The 15723-nt window shown below is 55.7% G+C and carries 15 protein-coding genes; 12 read left to right on the plus strand and 3 right to left on the minus strand.

The features are described 5' to 3' along the window. Window positions 1–19: 19 nt before the first annotated feature. From Q8W24_RS04475 to Q8W24_RS04485, 3 genes are all read left to right on the plus strand, one after another. A complete protein-coding gene (locus Q8W24_RS04475; RefSeq protein ID WP_303431094.1) occupies window positions 20–289 on the plus strand; it encodes a hypothetical protein in 270 nt (89 codons plus the stop codon). 252 nt (window positions 290–541) lie between these two features. Further along, window positions 542–1174, plus strand: a complete 633-nt coding sequence (pnuC, locus tag Q8W24_RS04480; protein WP_303431388.1) for a nicotinamide riboside transporter PnuC — start codon at window positions 542–544, stop codon at window positions 1172–1174. After that, entirely contained in the window at window positions 1159–2064 is a 906-nt protein-coding gene (locus Q8W24_RS04485; protein ID WP_305451504.1) for a phosphotransferase, read from the plus strand. Before pnuC ends, Q8W24_RS04485 begins: the two co-directional genes overlap by 16 nt. A 33-nt stretch (window positions 2065–2097) precedes the next feature. Here Q8W24_RS04485 and Q8W24_RS04490 read toward each other — a convergent pair whose 3' ends face one another. Together Q8W24_RS04490 and Q8W24_RS04495 are read right to left on the minus strand one after the other, a co-directional pair. After that, on the minus strand, window positions 2098–3093 hold the full coding sequence (locus tag Q8W24_RS04490; protein ID WP_305413472.1) for a homoserine kinase: 996 nt from the start codon (window positions 3091–3093) through the stop codon (window positions 2098–2100). A gap of 12 nt (window positions 3094–3105) precedes the next feature. Continuing rightward, a complete protein-coding gene (locus Q8W24_RS04495) occupies window positions 3106–3408 on the minus strand; it encodes a DUF2782 domain-containing protein (RefSeq protein WP_305413470.1) in 303 nt (100 codons plus the stop codon). A gap of 103 nt (window positions 3409–3511) precedes the next feature. Here Q8W24_RS04495 and polA point away from each other — a divergent pair, with 103 nt between their 5' ends. The 4 genes from polA to Q8W24_RS04515 all read left to right on the plus strand — a co-directional run bounded on the left by polA (window position 3512) and on the right by Q8W24_RS04515 (window position 8902). Next, the gene (polA, locus tag Q8W24_RS04500) at window positions 3512–6316 is read left to right on the plus strand and encodes a DNA polymerase I (protein WP_305474525.1); all 2805 of its coding nucleotides are present in this window, start codon (window positions 3512–3514) and stop codon (window positions 6314–6316) included. Window positions 6317–6691: 375 nt separating this feature from the next. Then, the gene (gene modA / locus Q8W24_RS04505; RefSeq protein WP_305474526.1) at window positions 6692–7486 is read left to right on the plus strand and encodes a molybdate ABC transporter substrate-binding protein; all 795 of its coding nucleotides are present in this window, start codon (window positions 6692–6694) and stop codon (window positions 7484–7486) included. Then, a complete protein-coding gene (locus Q8W24_RS04510; protein ID WP_303431087.1) occupies window positions 7483–8292 on the plus strand; it encodes an ABC transporter permease in 810 nt (269 codons plus the stop codon). Before modA ends, Q8W24_RS04510 begins: the two co-directional genes overlap by 4 nt. Then, window positions 8273–8902: an ABC transporter ATP-binding protein gene (locus Q8W24_RS04515; RefSeq protein ID WP_305474527.1), complete on the plus strand. Its 630-nt coding sequence runs from the start codon at window positions 8273–8275 to the stop codon at window positions 8900–8902. Before Q8W24_RS04510 ends, Q8W24_RS04515 begins: the two co-directional genes overlap by 20 nt. A gap of 285 nt (window positions 8903–9187) precedes the next feature. Here Q8W24_RS04515 and yihA read toward each other — a convergent pair whose 3' ends face one another. Beyond that, entirely contained in the window at window positions 9188–9898 is a 711-nt protein-coding gene (gene yihA, locus Q8W24_RS04520) for a ribosome biogenesis GTP-binding protein YihA/YsxC (RefSeq protein ID WP_305474529.1), read from the minus strand. A gap of 170 nt (window positions 9899–10068) precedes the next feature. Here yihA and Q8W24_RS04525 point away from each other — a divergent pair, with 170 nt between their 5' ends. From Q8W24_RS04525 to Q8W24_RS04545, 5 genes are all read left to right on the plus strand, one after another. Further along, complete coding sequence (locus Q8W24_RS04525) at window positions 10069–10377, plus strand: cytochrome c5 family protein (RefSeq protein ID WP_303431084.1); 309 nt, start codon at window positions 10069–10071, stop codon at window positions 10375–10377. Window positions 10378–10437: 60 nt separating this feature from the next. Next, a complete protein-coding gene (locus tag Q8W24_RS04530; protein ID WP_303431083.1) occupies window positions 10438–11064 on the plus strand; it encodes a cytochrome c in 627 nt (208 codons plus the stop codon). 197 nt (window positions 11065–11261) lie between these two features. Continuing rightward, window positions 11262–11894 carry a thiol:disulfide interchange protein DsbA/DsbL gene (locus Q8W24_RS04535; RefSeq protein ID WP_303431082.1) on the plus strand — a complete coding sequence of 211 codons (633 nt, stop codon included), beginning with the start codon at window positions 11262–11264 and terminating at the stop codon, window positions 11892–11894. 229 nt (window positions 11895–12123) lie between these two features. Beyond that, window positions 12124–13947, plus strand: a complete 1824-nt coding sequence (gene glmS, locus Q8W24_RS04540) for a glutamine--fructose-6-phosphate transaminase (isomerizing) (protein ID WP_305413458.1) — start codon at window positions 12124–12126, stop codon at window positions 13945–13947. 131 nt (window positions 13948–14078) lie between these two features. Further along, window positions 14079–15723 (plus strand): RNA-binding domain-containing protein (locus tag Q8W24_RS04545; protein WP_305474531.1); only part of this gene is annotated, 1645 nt, incomplete at its 3' end.

Genomic DNA, 15723 nt, shown 5'->3' on the forward strand with positions numbered 1-15723 from the left:
CTAATCTCAGGAGTACCGTATGGAACTTTCCGTTGATATCAGCGCATACCCATTGGCAGACAAATATATCCCCGCGATCAAAGACTTTATCGAGCGTCTGCAAGGGACCGAAGGACTGACCGTGGTGTGCAACACCATGTGCACCCAGGTGTTTGGTGACTACGATCTGGTCATGAATACCATTGCCGCAGAAATGAAACACTCGTTCGAAACCTATGGCAAAGCCATTTTTGTCTATAAGATGATCCCGGGTGTGAATCTGGACCCTGCGCTCAAGCCACACGGCTAGGCTTGGGGGTTGGGTTTGAGGGCCAGGTTTAAGGGGTGTTGTGGGAACAGGATTGGATGCCTCGGTGGCGGTGATCAACCGCTGTACTGACACCACGACCAGAGCCGCTGAACCATCACGACCAGCACGACCAAGACCAGAACCACAGACACCAAATCATCGCCACGACCCTGTAACGCCCATAAGGCGCTGCTCTGGTTGTGCGAGACAACTCCGAGGTAATCCAATCCGATGGATAACATAGTGAGCCAGATGACAGCTGCTCTGGCTGCCCAAAGCCTCCCCGAGGTCATTGCCGTGGTGCTGGGGCTTGCTTATCTGGTACTGGCCATGCGTCAGAGTAACTGGTGCTGGTATGCGGCCTTTGGCAGTACTGCTATTTTCAGCTGGTTGTTCTGGGATGTCAGCTTGCTGATGGAATCGGCGCTGAATGTCTATTATCTGCTGATGGCCCTCTATGGCTGGTGGGCCTGGCAGCATTCCGCTGCGGATGAAACCACCGAAGAACTGCCAATCCAGCGCTGGAACCTGACACAGCATATGCTGACACTGGCGGCCATTGCTGGGCTGACATTGGTGAGTGGTGCCTTGTTACACAGTAATACCAGCGCGGTCATGCCCTATCTGGATTCCTTTACCACCTGGGGCGCGGTGATCACTACCTGGATGGTGACTCGTAAAGTGCTGGAAAACTGGCTTTACTGGATTGTGATCGATGCCGTGGCGATTTATCTGTATATCGACCGTGAGTTGTATCTGACCGCCACCCTGATGGCTATTTATGTGGTGCTGGCTGCCATCGGCTGGTTTGTCTGGCATAAGGATTATCGTGACCAGAGTGTGCGGCACAACCATCGGGATGCACCCGATTGGCAGCAAGTTTGAGCTGGCTGTTTCTCCCCTGCACTGAGCCGCCACACGACGCTCAGTGTCAGCATATTCTGGCGGAATGGCAGAACTGGGACCTGTGTGATCACGCCCCTGGTGTGGATGACATGGTGTTGATGACCGGCGGCCTGACCAATCGTAGCTGGGCACTGACACTGGATTCTGGCGAATACGTGGTACGGCTCAGTGCAGCCAACAGCCAGTCGCTGGATATATGTCGTGAAACCGAATACCGCATTCAACAGCGGGCCGCCCAGGCTGGTCTGGCACCCCGGATACGTTACCGCAGTGCCGATGACAGTTACTGGATCGTCGACCGGGCCGATGGCCCGGAGCTGTCGGAGTGTATGCGCGGTAGCATCAGCACTGAACTGATGACCATACTGGCGCAACAACTGACCCGGCTTCATACCTTGCCCTTCGGTCCAGATTTGCCTGAGCTGCATGTGGCGGTCAAGGCCGAGCACTACTGGCGTGCCATTGAAGTTCGCTGGCCCGGAGACTGGAGCCAGCAGCGATTACCGTTGCAGCACTTGCTGGCCGAGGCGCCAGGTCCAGAACGGGCGCTGTGTCATATGGACCCGAACCCGCTTAACTGGCGCTTGCATCAGGGACGCTGGATTCTGATCGATTGGGAATATGCCGCGGTGGGCCATCCTTGCTGGGATATCGCCGGGTTGGCAGTATCAGCCAACATGAAAGCAGAGCAGCAACAGCAGTGGTGCGCTCTGTTTGGCATTGATGTCATGGGGAAGGATTGGCAACGGGCCTTGCTGCAAGAGCACTATTTTGCGGTGCTCTGGTATGGCGTACAGGGCATGATCGACCAGCCCCGGCTGGTGGCCGAGCTCGACGAGCTGCATCGTGCGGCTCGCCGACTGGACTGACCCGCAGCAAGCCGGGCTCCACGGCCCGTCGTATTAAGCGGCGGGCTGGGCGGCCTGGCGTCTGCGGCACAGTTTGTCGCGGTATTCCGCCGGATCCTTGCTGATCGCCATTTGCCCGTCGGCGGCGGTCAGCTGGGCTGACTGCAGCTGTTGGGTCAATATCCGGCTGAGCCAGAATCTCAATGCCGCGCCACGCAAGGCCATTGGCCAAAGCGCCTGTTCGGCTTCAGTGAACGGTCGTACCGACTGATAACCCTCCAGCAAGGCCTCCAGCAAGTCGTACTGCCAGTTACCATGGCTGTCGCAACACCAGTCGTTGGCAGCAATGGCAAGGTCAAAAATCCAGGCGTCCTGACAAGCGTTATACAAATCCAGAATGGCCCCCAGTTTCGGGCCAGCAGCGGTATTTTCAAACAACACGTTATCGTGGAACAGATCACCGTGAATCCAGCCATGGGGTAACGCCAGCCAGTCTCCCCGGATCTGTTGCTGCTGCTGGATCTCATCTCGCAACAGGGCCATATCGGCTTCATTCAGGACATGGGTCAGTGTGCCCGCCATATAGGTCCACCAGTCGAGACTGCGACTGTTGGGGCGCTGGACATCAAGGTCTGCTGCCGCCAGATGCAATTGTGCCAGTCCGGCGGCGGCCTGGCGGGCATGACTGGCGGTTGGGTGTTCGACATGCTCGCCCGCCAGACGCGGACACAGAATTGCCGGTTTGTGTTCCAGGGAAAACAGCCACTGGCCATCACGATTGGCGATGGGTGCGGGCACGGGTAACGATGACGATTGCCCGGCAGCATTGGCGCGGCCAAGATGATTGGCCAGCGCAACAAATTGCTCGACTTCATCGGCAGCATGGTGCTCAAACAACGTCAGCACAAACTCGCCGGCCGTGGTAGTGACAAAGTAATTGGTATTTTCAATACCTCCGGCGATGCCGCGCAAAGACAGCAGCGAGCCGAGCTCGAATTGTTCGAGCCAGACGGCCAGAGTGGATTGTGGGACGGGTGTATAGACAGACATAACGTGATTATATCACCAGCGGAAGATAACCCATTTGGGTACGACGATATCGGGATTGTCTTTGCGGACAAAGTTATCCCCTTGAGATTCTGGTACCAGGTAATACGGCTTGCCTACTTTGGGCTCGACCTTGATTTCAACCAGTTCGCCATTGACCCGGAACTCATAAAAGGTTTTGTCGCCATCATTACGGATGGTAACAGACTCTCCACTTGGGTCGGCCGCAAAGCCAACGCTCGAAAACAGCGCTGAAGCCAGAGTAACACCCAGCACCACGGTGGCACGACGGAGGTTCAGACGAGTCGGGGTCTTCATGTTAGGATGCCTTTCAATTTCAATTCTTCCTTATTGTATGCCGACCCGGACGTGAACCCCAGCGCCAGCGGCCGGATTTTGCCGAGTCTACAGGAATTCTGTTATGCCCAAGTCTGTTGTTCTTATCGACGGATCTTCCTATCTGTTCCGTGCCTTTCATGCCATTCCACTGCTGACCAATTCACGCGGTGTGCACACCAATGCAGTGAAAGGCGTGATCAGCATGATCAAACGACTGCAAAAAGACTATCCCGATGCCCAGATGGTGGCGGTGTTTGATGCCAAAGGCAAAACCTTTCGTAACGATATGTACCCGGAGTACAAAGCCAATCGCCCGCCAATGCCGGACGAGCTGCGCGAACAAATCGCCCCCATCCATGACATCATCCGCGCCATGGGCCTGCCGCTGCTGATTGTCGACGGTGTGGAAGCCGACGACGTTATCGGCACGTTGGCGGCCCAGGCCGAAGCCAGCCAGTGTCAGGTGGTTATTTCCACTGGCGACAAGGACATGGCGCAGCTGGTAGACCCGCATGTGTCATTGATCAACACCATGACCAGCACCTTTCTGGATGTCGACGGGGTGAAGGAAAAATTTGGCGTACCTCCAGAGCATATCATCGACTACCTGGCGCTGATGGGCGACAAGGTCGATAACATTCCCGGCGTGCCCAAGGTTGGTGAAAAAACCGCCGTCGGGCTGGTGGCTGGATTAGGCTCGCTGGAAACCATCTACGCCAATCTGGATCAGGTCAAGACCCTCAGCTTCCGTGGTGCCAAAACCCTGGCGCCAAAGCTGGAAGAACACAAGGACCAGGCCTTTCTGTCGAAAGAGCTGGCCACCATCAAATGTGATGTCGAGCTGCCGCAATCGCTGGGAGAGCTGCACAGTACGACAACCGACACCGATGCCTTGCTGGCGCTGTATCAGAGCATGGAATTCAAAGCCTGGATCGCCGAGTTATCGGAGGCATCCAGTAACCCGCCCGAAGCCAACAGCTCTGACAGCCGACCCTCAAGTGCCAGCGCTGAACAGCCGTTGGCAACCGCTGCTGACGCCGCCACGGAAGTGGATGTCCCGACCGTCAGTGCTGAACCGGGTGAATACGAGCTGGTGCTGACGCAGGCCGACCTCGACCGCTGGGTTGAGCAGCTCAAAGCCAGTGAACTGTTTGCTTTCGATACCGAAACCACCTCGCTTAACTACAAAGACGCCCGCATTGTGGGCGTCTCGTTTGCGGTGGAAGCCGGCCAGGCTGCTTACGTACCATTGGCACATGATTATGACGGCGCACCGGAACAGCTCGACCGCGACACCGTATTGGCACAACTCAAGCCGCTGCTGGAAGATAACAACCACAAAAAAGTCGGCCAACACATGAAGTACGACGCCCACGTACTGGCCAACCACGGTATTCACCTGCAAGGGGTGCAGTTCGATACCCAGCTGGAAAGCTATGTGCTGGATTCCGTCGCGACCCGTCATGATATGGACAGCCTGGCGTCAAAATATCTGGAATATCAAACCACCTCGTTTGAAGACGTGGCGGGCAAGGGCGTCAAACAAAAAACCTTTAATCAGGTTGAACTCGATATGGCCGGGCCATACGCCGCCGAAGATGCCGATATCACCCTGCGTCTGCATCAGACCCTGTGGCCCCAACTGCAAAATCAGGGCGCATTGGCGAAGGTTTTTACTGACATAGAAATGCCCGTTATGCCGATCCTTACGGCGATGGAATCCCTCGGGGCACTGATTGATGCCGACAAACTGCATGAGCAAAGCGCCGAGCTGGAGCAAAAACTGCAGCAGCTGGAGCAGCAGGCTCACGACGTGGCGGGGCAAGTCTTTAACCTTGGGTCGCCCAAGCAGCTGGGTGAAATCCTGTATCAGAAACTCGGCTTGCCCGTGAAAAAGAAAACCCCGAAAGGGGCACCGTCAACGGCGGAAGAAGTGCTGCTGCAGCTGGCGGAAGAAGGCCATGAACTGCCCAAAATCATCCTCGAAAACCGGGGGTTGGCGAAATTAAAAAGCACCTATACCGACAAGTTACCCACCATGATTGCTGGCTCGACCGGGCGGGTGCACACCTCCTACCATCAGGCTGTGGCTGCCACCGGGCGCTTGTCGTCCAGTGATCCGAACTTACAGAATATTCCGATTCGTTCTGAGGAAGGCCGCCGTATTCGTCAGGCATTTATCGCGCCGTCAGGCTACCGGCTGGTGGCGGCAGATTACTCCCAGATTGAACTGCGCATCATGGCGCACCTGTCGGGTGATGACGGTTTGTTGAAAGCCTTCAGCGAAGGCCGGGATGTACACCGGGCTACCGCGGCAGAAGTCTTTGGTGTTGATGAAGCCGACGTCACCGACAACCAGCGCCGCAGCGCCAAGGCGATCAACTTTGGTTTGATTTATGGCATGTCGGCGTTTGGGTTGGCAAAGCAGCTGGGCATTGGCCGTGGCGAAGCCCAGGATTACGTCAACCTCTACTTCGAACGTTACCCCGGTGTGCGGGAATATATGGACAACACCCGTGAACACGCCAAAGACCTGGGCTATGTCGAAACCATCTTTGGCCGTCGTCTGTACCTGCCAGAAATAAAATCCCGCAACGGCCAGCGTCGTCAACACGCAGAACGTACCGCGATCAACGCGCCGATGCAGGGCAGCGCCGCCGACATTATCAAGCGCGCCATGATTCGGGTCGCCAACTGGCTGCCGGATTCCGGGTTTGATGCCCGCATGGTCATGCAAGTGCACGATGAACTGGTGCTGGAAGTACGCGCAGAAGAAGCGGATGTATTTGCTGAAGCCCTGAAACAGCAAATGCAGGGCGCGGCTGAATTACGGGTACCGCTGCTGGTGGAAGCCGGGATCGGTGACAACTGGGATGAGGCTCACTGAGCCTCGCTGTTCTACGGCGCTTGTGGTCTGAGTCATCAGGAGAGCGGTGATCAGCAGGCGCCATCGTTCTGCACTGGCTTGACGGTATCGACTGCGAAAACCTGTCATGCCAAGGCTCGACCGAACGATACCGAATGGAATCCCGTGCACTCGCCTTTGAACTCGCCTCTCACTCTCTGTGGGCGATTTTGTCTTATCTACGACAATGTCGGGTTTCTCTCCTGCCGATCCTTGCCACCGCCATCCGCAGAGATTGGCTGTTGGAAGTGGGATGGCGCTGCTGACGTGAGGTTCTGATGGTTTTGGATTGACTGGTCCGGTTGGTCTGACTTGTGCTTCGTTATATATAAAATTATATAACGGTAGGAATATTGTATGGTTTCATCGAAATGGACTCACCGCCTGACAGCGACACTGGTTGCCATGCTGATGTTGGGGTGTTCTGCCCGGATATGGGCCGTCGAGCTGAAAGTTTACGCAGGTGCCGGTTTACGACCGGCCATCGATGCTCTGGTACAGGAGTACCAACGTCAAAGCGGTGATCAGGTACGAGTGGAATACGGAGGCTCGGGCGCAATCCTGACGCGTTATCAACTCAGCCATCAGGGAGATGTGTTTATCCCCGGCTCACGAATGTACTTCGATAAACTGGCGGGAGAGGTGCTCTCGGTACACGACATTGTGGCGCACACTCCGGTGATTGGCGTCAGTCTCCGCCGAGGTGCCAATGTCCAGCGCCTGGATGACCTGACCCAGCCCGGCCTTCGAGTAGCATTGGGAGACCCGAAAGCCATGGCGCTGGGGCGCACTGCCGAACATATTCTGAATGCTTCCGGACAGGGAGACGCCATTCGTCGTAACACGGTGATGCGGGCAGGGACGGTCAAGCAACTGGCGATGTACTTGGTTCAAGGGGAGGTGGACGCTGCCATCATTGGACGTACCGAAGCCTTTCTGGACGCTGGGCATATCCGCATGGTGGCCATTCCAGAGCATTTGTATCAACCCGAAATCGTTGCTGCCGGGGTGCTGAAAAGCAGCCAACACCCGGATCAGGCCCAGGCCCTGGTGGATTTTCTGACCTCCGCAGAGGGGGTTGCCGGGTTTGAAAAGGTCGGGTTTTTACCTATCCAATCCACCTGGCAAGCTTCGCAGGCAGCAACAAAATGAACTGGCTTGGGCTGCTGTTTGCACTGCCGCTGGTGCTGATGGCGCTGGTAATTATTGGGGTTGTGGGAGCCCTGGTGAGCTATTTGTCACCGGGCGACTTGCAGAGTGCGCTGCTGTCGGAAGAAACCCTGTTTGCTGTCGGGATGAGTCTGCAAACCTCGTTATTATCGCTGGCGCTGGCATTGCTGTTGGCGGTACCGGCGGCTCATTGTCTGGCACGACAGGCATTTCCCGGCAAAGCAATGGTGGAGACCTTACTGGATTTACCCATGGTAACGCCGCCGCTGGTTGCCGGGGTCGGCTTGTTGTTTTTGCTGGGCTACCAAAGCCCGGTCGGAGCTGCGTTGGCGGCGGCGGGTATCAATCTGCTGTTTTCTCCTGCCGGTATTGTGCTGGCGCAAACGTACGTCGCGGCTTCTATTATCGTGCGTACGGCGCGAGCGGCATTTGCCAGCGTGGATCAGGATTACGCGCGTATGGCCTGGACGCTTGGCTTATCACCCGGATGGGCATTTTTACTGGTAGAAATCCCGATGGCAGCCCGAGGCTTGGTGACTGCGGCAGTCTTGGGGTGGGCACGGGCTCTGGGGGAATTTGGAGCCACCTTGATGGTGGCCGGAGCGACACGGATGTATACCGAAACACTGCCGATGGCTGTGTACCTGAATATTGCCAGCGGTGAAACCGGTCTGGCGGTTGCCTGTGCCCTGATTTTGCTGGGGCTGGCGTTTCTGTTGCTTTTGGCAACCCGCCTGGTGGACAGGGATACGCCAAAGGAGGTGGAATATGTCGGCCGTGGCGCTTGAAAAAATCAGCAGCCGGATTCTGCATGAGGTTTCCCTGAATGTGGCCGATGGAGAAGCGGTGGCGATCCAAGGGCCGTCCGGCTCTGGAAAAAGTACCTTGCTGAAAGTGGTGGCCGGTTTGGTTGCCCATCAGGGGCGCGTCTTGTTTGATGATACCGCGGTACATGGCTGGGCACCTCACCGCCGACGGCTGGGGTATCTGAGCCAGGATTTGCATTTGTTCCCGCATCTGACGGTACGGCAGAATGTCTGGCTGTCTCTGGCATTCGGGTTTGACCATCAGGGTTCTCGCGCCGAGCGGATTGAAGAGGCCCTGTGTCTGGCCCGCGCGCAACATTTGCACAACCGTTATCCCGCCCAGCTGTCTGGTGGCGAACGGCAACGGGCTGCTCTGGCCCGTTGTCTCGCCCGGCGGCCGGGCGTGCTGTTGCTGGATGAGCCGTTTTCAAGCCTGGATCTGGGGAATCGGCACACCATCTGGCGTGACTTGAATGCACTGCGACGGCCGTTGCAAATGACCTTGTTGCTGGTCACTCATGATGAAACTGAAGCGCAGGTATTGGCAGATCGTACGGTTTGGCTGCAGCATGGCCAGATTGTGTCGAGGTGATTATTCCATGCTGTGCTCCAGCCTGGCGGCCAGAGGTTCTGGGAGATGGTAAAAAAGACCCGGGCGTTATGGAAATCACGACCGGGTCAACTTCGGATTCTGGGGGAATGACCGAAGACTGGAAACCAGTCGCCTGTTCCAGTATTCCGTGCGGGGAACTGTCCCACTGTACTGCATAAGCACACAGATAGTGCGGTTGCTGGCCGCCACCATACTGCGTTTACAGTGATATGTGACTCAGTTCTCGATCAACCGTTTCCGAGTGCAGCCAGGCTATCTGGATGCTCAGTCATCACCGGAATCAGAATCGTTTTGGGCAGCCGCAGGCAGGTCAGTAATGCCCGGGTCGATATCATCTTCAGGATCAGCGCCAACCGTATCGCCCGGTGGCAAGAACCACTGGTTAAGACGCCGTTTCAATTCCTCCAGTCCATCGCCATTCAGCGATGAAAACATCTGCACGGATACATCTGTTGAGCTGTCACGTACCGCTTGCTGGACCTTTAGCAACGTGCTTTTGGCAGCCCCTCGTTTGAGTTTGTCGGATTTTGTCAGTACCAGATGGAGAGGCATACCGTTATCATTGGCCCATTCCAGCATGCGCTGGTCGTAATCGGTCAGTGGATGACGTATATCCATTAGTAGTACCAGGCCGACCAGCGCTTCGCGTTTTTGCAAATAATTGCCGAGCTCTTTTTGCCAGGCATTTTTGACGCCAATAGGCACCTTGGCATAGCCATAGCCTGGCAAGTCAACCAGGGCCAGCGGCAGTTCACCGAGCTGAAAATAGTTGATCAGCTGGGTTCGACCGGGTGTTTTACTGGTTCGGGCCAGTTTTTTCTGCCCTGTCAGCCGGTTGAGTGCACTGGATTTCCCTGCATTGGAGCGGCCTGCAAAGGCGACTTCACGCGTGATTTCGCCAGGGCATTGGCTCAATGTGGCGGCGCTACGAAGGTAGTTGGTCTTGGTGTAAGTCAATGAATCCTGATTTGGCATAGGGTAAACGTAATGACCGTCCGGTTTTTGATGATATATAATGCTGGGCCTTTGAATGGCGCAGCCAGTCTAGCACAGGGTGTAACATTCCGGGCGGAGTCTCTGATGCACGCCGAGCAGAGTAAAAAATTAGCCTGATATTATAACGACTGATGAGAGAGAACGTCACAATGACCAAACTTCTGACCCTGCTTGCGGTATCAGCTGCCGCCATGTCTGCCAACGTTAACGCATTTGATGCGGAAGCCAAATACAATACCTCTTGTGGAGCGTGCCATGCTCCACAAGTTGCGCCAATGATCGGCTCACCTACCGCTTTTGATGCGGCAGCCTGGGCTCCTCGATTGGAAAAAGGTATGGATACACTGGTAAGCCACGTAACCAACGGTTTTAATGCCATGCCTCCACGCGGACTTTGCATGGATTGTTCCGCAGAAGACTATAAAGCGCTGATTACTTACATGTCGACGCCCAAATAAAGCAGCAGTGACAAACGTCGACTGCGACGACAAGAATTAACTTACTAACTGGATCTGACGATGAAAAACCTGTTGATTAGCCTGATTGTTTCAGCCGGACTGATGTCCGCGGCCCAAGCTGGTGAAGCGGCCTCCGCCTACCAGGGCGATGCCGATGCCGGCAAAGCAAAATCTGCTACCTGTGCTGCTTGCCACGGGGCAGACGGTAACAGCATGGTGCCAACATTCCCCAAACTGGCTGGGCAGGGCAAGGTGTACCTTGCCAAGCAGCTCCAGGATATTCGTGATGGACGTCGTCAGGTGCTTGAAATGACAGCCTTTGTTGCCGGACTGAGCGACAACGACATTGCCGACTTGGCCGCTTACTTCAACTCCCAGGCACCTAGCGGTGGCGGAGCCAAAGAAGAACTGGTTGAACTGGGCGAAAAAATCTACCGCGCCGGCATCGAAGAAAAAGGCGTACCAGCCTGTATGGCGTGCCACGGCCCAAGCGGCAAGGGCATCGAACTGGCAGCCTTCCCCATGCTGTCAGGTCAGCATGAAGCCTATATCTCCAAACAGCTGCATGATTTCAGCTCCGGTGCCCGTACCAACGACGGTGACAGCCGTATGATGCGAGCTACCTCATACCGATTGCACGATTCTGAAATCGAAGCGGTCTCGTCCTATATTCAGGGCCTGCGTTAAGCACGCTAACGAAAAAAAGCGGCTTCGGCCGCTTTTTTTCTGCGCCTGGGTTGGGGAACCACAGCAGGCCATCTGAGCAAAAAACGCCAACGGCGGAATGAATATCCTGCTTTGCCAGACAGTAGTTGAACCTTTGTTCAAAATCGCACCTAATTGGCAAATCTGAATCGCGACTTTAACCCTGACTGGAGATTTCTATGCTTTCGCTGATCAAACAATGGATAGCAGTACCCCTGCTGTTGATTAGCTCACTCACTTTGGCGGCAGAATACGAAGCCGGAGTGCATTACGACGTTTTGGCCGAGCCTGTGCCTGTTATGGCCGATGGCAAAGTACACGTGGAAGAAGCCTTCTGGTATGGCTGCCCACACTGCTTCCACCTGGACAGCTTTCTGGGCAAATGGGAAAGCACCTTGCCTGCAGATGTTGAATTTACCCGCGTTCCTGCCATGTTCGGTCGTGCCTGGGTTGCACACGCGCAGTTGTTCTATGTAGCCGATGTGCTGGGTATTCTCGACCAGGTACACACGCCGATTTTCCGAGCCATCAACCTGGAAAAACAACGCCTGCTGGATAAAGACGACCAACGCGATTTTCTGGTCAAAAACGGCGGCATTACCGCAGCCCAGTTTGACAAGGCGTACGACAACTTTGCCGTCAAATCCCGCATGAGCCAGGGTGACAAACGTATCCGCTCATTCAACATCAGCGGTGTACCGGCATTGATAGTACAAGGTAAATACGTTGTGTCTGCCAGTACTGCCGGTGGCCAGGATAAAATGACATCCGTTGTGGATTATCTGGTCGAAAAAGAACGCAGCGCCAAATAACCGTAACTGATAACAACCCGCGCACCGGCAGAATAGCCGCTGGTGCGCGGTGCTCCCCGATCAACCACCATCACCATGCTTTCTCCTCTTCTTCGCGTGGCCCTCACGCACCAGAACCAGCGCCCGGATACCGGTATTCCAGACGAACCTGACACAGCGAATATAGCGGAGTGTGGTAATCTTTCGCCTTCCAGTTCAGCGCGTCGGATTATCTTCAGGAGTATATGGTATGTGTGGCATTGTCGGAGCAGTAGCCCAGCGGGATGTAGTCGAAATATTGCTGGAAGGCTTGCGTCGTCTCGAATACCGGGGCTATGACTCTGCTGGCGTCGCCATTCTCGACGCCACCCAACCGGCACCGGCACTGACCCGGGTGCGACGACTGGGCAAGGTGCAGGAACTGGCCAATGCCATCGCTGCAACCGGCTTGCCCGGAGGACTGGGCATTGCCCATACACGCTGGGCCACCCACGGCGAACCCTCCGAAGCCAACGCCCATCCCCATATCTCCGGGGATATTGCCGTCGTTCACAACGGCATTATTGAAAACCACGCCAGTCTGCGCCGGGAATTACAAGCCGACGGCTACCACTTTGAATCCCAGACCGATACCGAAGTGATCGCCCACCTGATCGCCCGAGCAGTAACCTCCGGAGAGTCTTTGCTGGCCGCCGTCAAACAGGTACGCCAACGTCTGGAAGGCGCTTACGGCATGGTCGCCGTGAACCGCGCCACTCCCGACCGCATGGTCGTTGCCCGTTCCGGCAGCCCGCTGGTGATTGGTTTCGGGATTGGCGAACACTTTGTCGCCTCCGACCAGCTCGCACTGCTGCCAGTAACCCGCAAATTTGCCTTTCTCGAAGAAGGCGACGTGGCCGAGATCACCCGCCAGAGTGTGCAGATATTCAACATCGACAACGAAGCCGTTGAACGAGAGACCCGCGAAACCTCAGTCGAACACGACGCCGGCGACAAAGGCGAATATCGCCACTACATGCTCAAGGAAATCCACGAGCAGCCCCAAGCCATCGCCAACACCCTCGAAGGACGCCTGCACAACGGCCAGCTCAACCTTGAAGCCCTGGGTGACCTCAGTGGCATCGACAACGTCCAGATCATCGCCTGCGGCACCAGCTACCATGCTGGCGTAACTGCCCGCTACTGGATCGAAGCCCTGGCCGGACTCAGCTGCAACGTCGAAATCGCCTCCGAATTCCGCTATCGCCAGCCCGTCGTCAGACCCAACACCTTGCTGGTAACCATCTCCCAGAGCGGTGAAACGGCAGATACGCTGGCAGCACTGAAACTGGCTAAACAACTGGGGTTTCGCAAAACCCTCTCCATTTGCAATGTACCCGGCTCCTCGCTGGTGCGTGAATCCGATATGGCGCTGATGACTCGCGCCGGTGCCGAAATTGGCGTTGCCTCCACCAAAGCTTTTACCACCCAGCTCACCGCATTGTTACTGCTTACAGCCGGGCTGGCACAACAACACCCCGATGCCGATGCCATTCAGCAGCGCATCGCCACCGCCCTGGCCCAACTGCCAGGACTGATCCAGCAAGCACTGAAAATGAACGACCAGATCGAACAACTGGCCGAACGCTTCGCCGACAAACACAACGCCCTGTTCCTTGGCCGTGGCGACCAATACCCCATTGCCATGGAAGGCGCGCTCAAACTCAAGGAAATTTCCTACATCCACGCCGAAGCCTATGCCGCCGGAGAGCTCAAACACGGCCCGTTGGCACTGATCGACGCCGAAATGCCCATTGTGGTGGTAGCGCCCCATAACGACCTGGTCGAAAAACTCAAATCCAACATCGAAGAAGTCCGCGCCCGGGGCGGCGAACTCTACGTCTTTGCCGGACAAGCCACCGAAATCACCCCCGCCGACAACATGATCGTACTGTCGATGCCCGCCTGCGACGACCTGATCGCCCCGATTGTCTACACCCTGCCGCTGCAACTGCTCAGCTACCACGTGGCCATTATCAAAGGCACCGACGTCGACCAGCCGAGGAACCTGGCCAAAAGCGTGACGGTGGAGTGATCGGGGTGGTGTAGAGGGCACCAACCCGGTACGACAGTCAGCCCTTCGCTGCTTTTCGGAAAATCCCGGGTGCCGAGTGGTTAACGGACAAGCGGTGGGTAAAAACCCAGTAACAGGGAGACGGATTACACATGAACGAATTTACCGCTGAAGAGTTACTGGAGCAGCTGCAACTGCTGGATGAATGCACGCGTATTGAAGCCAAGCGCGGCTCGGACATTGGCAGTTCCGTGATGCAAACTATCTGCGCCTTTGCTAACGAGCCTGGCCTGGGTGGAGGTTACCTGCTGTTGGGGGTATCGGAGCCAGACCAACAGCACGACCGGTTTTATGTGTGCGGTGTCAGCAATACCGATCAGCTGTTAGGGCAGTTGCAAAACAACTGCCGTGAACAGTTTGAGCAGAGTATCCCGGTGTCTGCAGAAGCTGTTCAGCTTGAAGGAAAAACCTTGATTCTGGTCTTTGTGCCCGAGTTGGAGCCAGCAGCCAAACCCAGTACATTCAAGGGTAAATTCGATAGCAAGAACAAGCGCAAAACCGGTGTCTGGCGGCGCGGTCTGAACGGCGATTACGAATGTACCCAGTCCGAGCTGGAACCTTTACTGCTGGCCAAAAGTGGCTTGGGTTTTGAGCAGGTAATTCTGCCTGATGCCGAATGGGATGACCTCGATCCGGATGTGATTGCACTGTATCGCCAGTTGCGTGCGCGTGTGCGTCCTTATGCTGAGGAGTTACAGGCTAACGATCAAGAGATGCTGCGGGCACTGAATCTGGTCAAGAAACAAAACGGCGAGTGGCTGCCAAATGTGGCAGGTTTGTTAATGATGGGAAAACCGTTGGCACTGCGCCGCTTGTTGCCGTCGGTGCGGGTTGATTACGTTCGCAGCAGTGGCGTTCAATGGGTTGAAGACCCGGAACAGCGGTTTCAGACTACACTGGATCTGCGTGAACCCTTGCTGCGTCTGATTCCCAAACTGGAAGCCGCCATTCTGGATGATCTGCCCAAACACTTTCGTCTACCGGAAGGCAGTACCCAGCGCAGTGATCAGCCACTGTTACCGCAAAAGGTTGTTCGGGAAGCCGTAGTAAACGCCCTGATGCATCGGGATTATCAGGTGCAGCAGCCCATTCTGGTGGTGCGCTACAGTAACCGTATCGACATCCGTAACGCAGGATATTCACTCAAACCAGAAGCCATGTTAGGTGAAATGGGTTCAAAGCTGAGAAACCCTGTGATTGCTGCCGTGTTATACGATCTGAGTTTTGCGGAAACGAAAGGCTCCGGGATTCGTACCATGCGTAATCTGCTGCAGCAGGTTGGATTGACAGCTCCGGTATTCTCCAGCCATGTGATTGCCAATGAGTTTCAGGCTACATACCTGCTGCATCACCTGTTGGGTGAAGACCAGCTGGCGTGGCTTAGCCAGTTCAAACAGCTGCAACTGACGAATGATGAAGCCAGAGCCCTGATTCTGGCGAAGGAAACCGGTGCGGTCGATAACGCTGGTCTGCGTGCTGTAACCGGGCTGGATACATTGGCGGCCAGTCAGGTGCTAGGTAGGTTGCATCATCAGCATTGCTTGTTGGTGAAGGGAGGCGCAGGACCAGCAACCTATTATCAGCTGGCTGATTGGACATCTGATGCTGATGAATTGTCTCTATTTGGAAGTCAGGAAGCGGCAAATACAAGTGACCTCGAGGCAAATACAAGTGACCTCGAGGCAAATACAAGTGACCTCGAGGCAAATACAAGTGACCTCGAGGCAAATACAAGTG

This window comes from Oceanobacter sp. 4_MG-2023, from assembly GCF_030689165.1.
In the GTDB taxonomy this organism is placed as follows: domain Bacteria; phylum Pseudomonadota; class Gammaproteobacteria; order Pseudomonadales; family Oceanobacteraceae; genus Oceanobacter.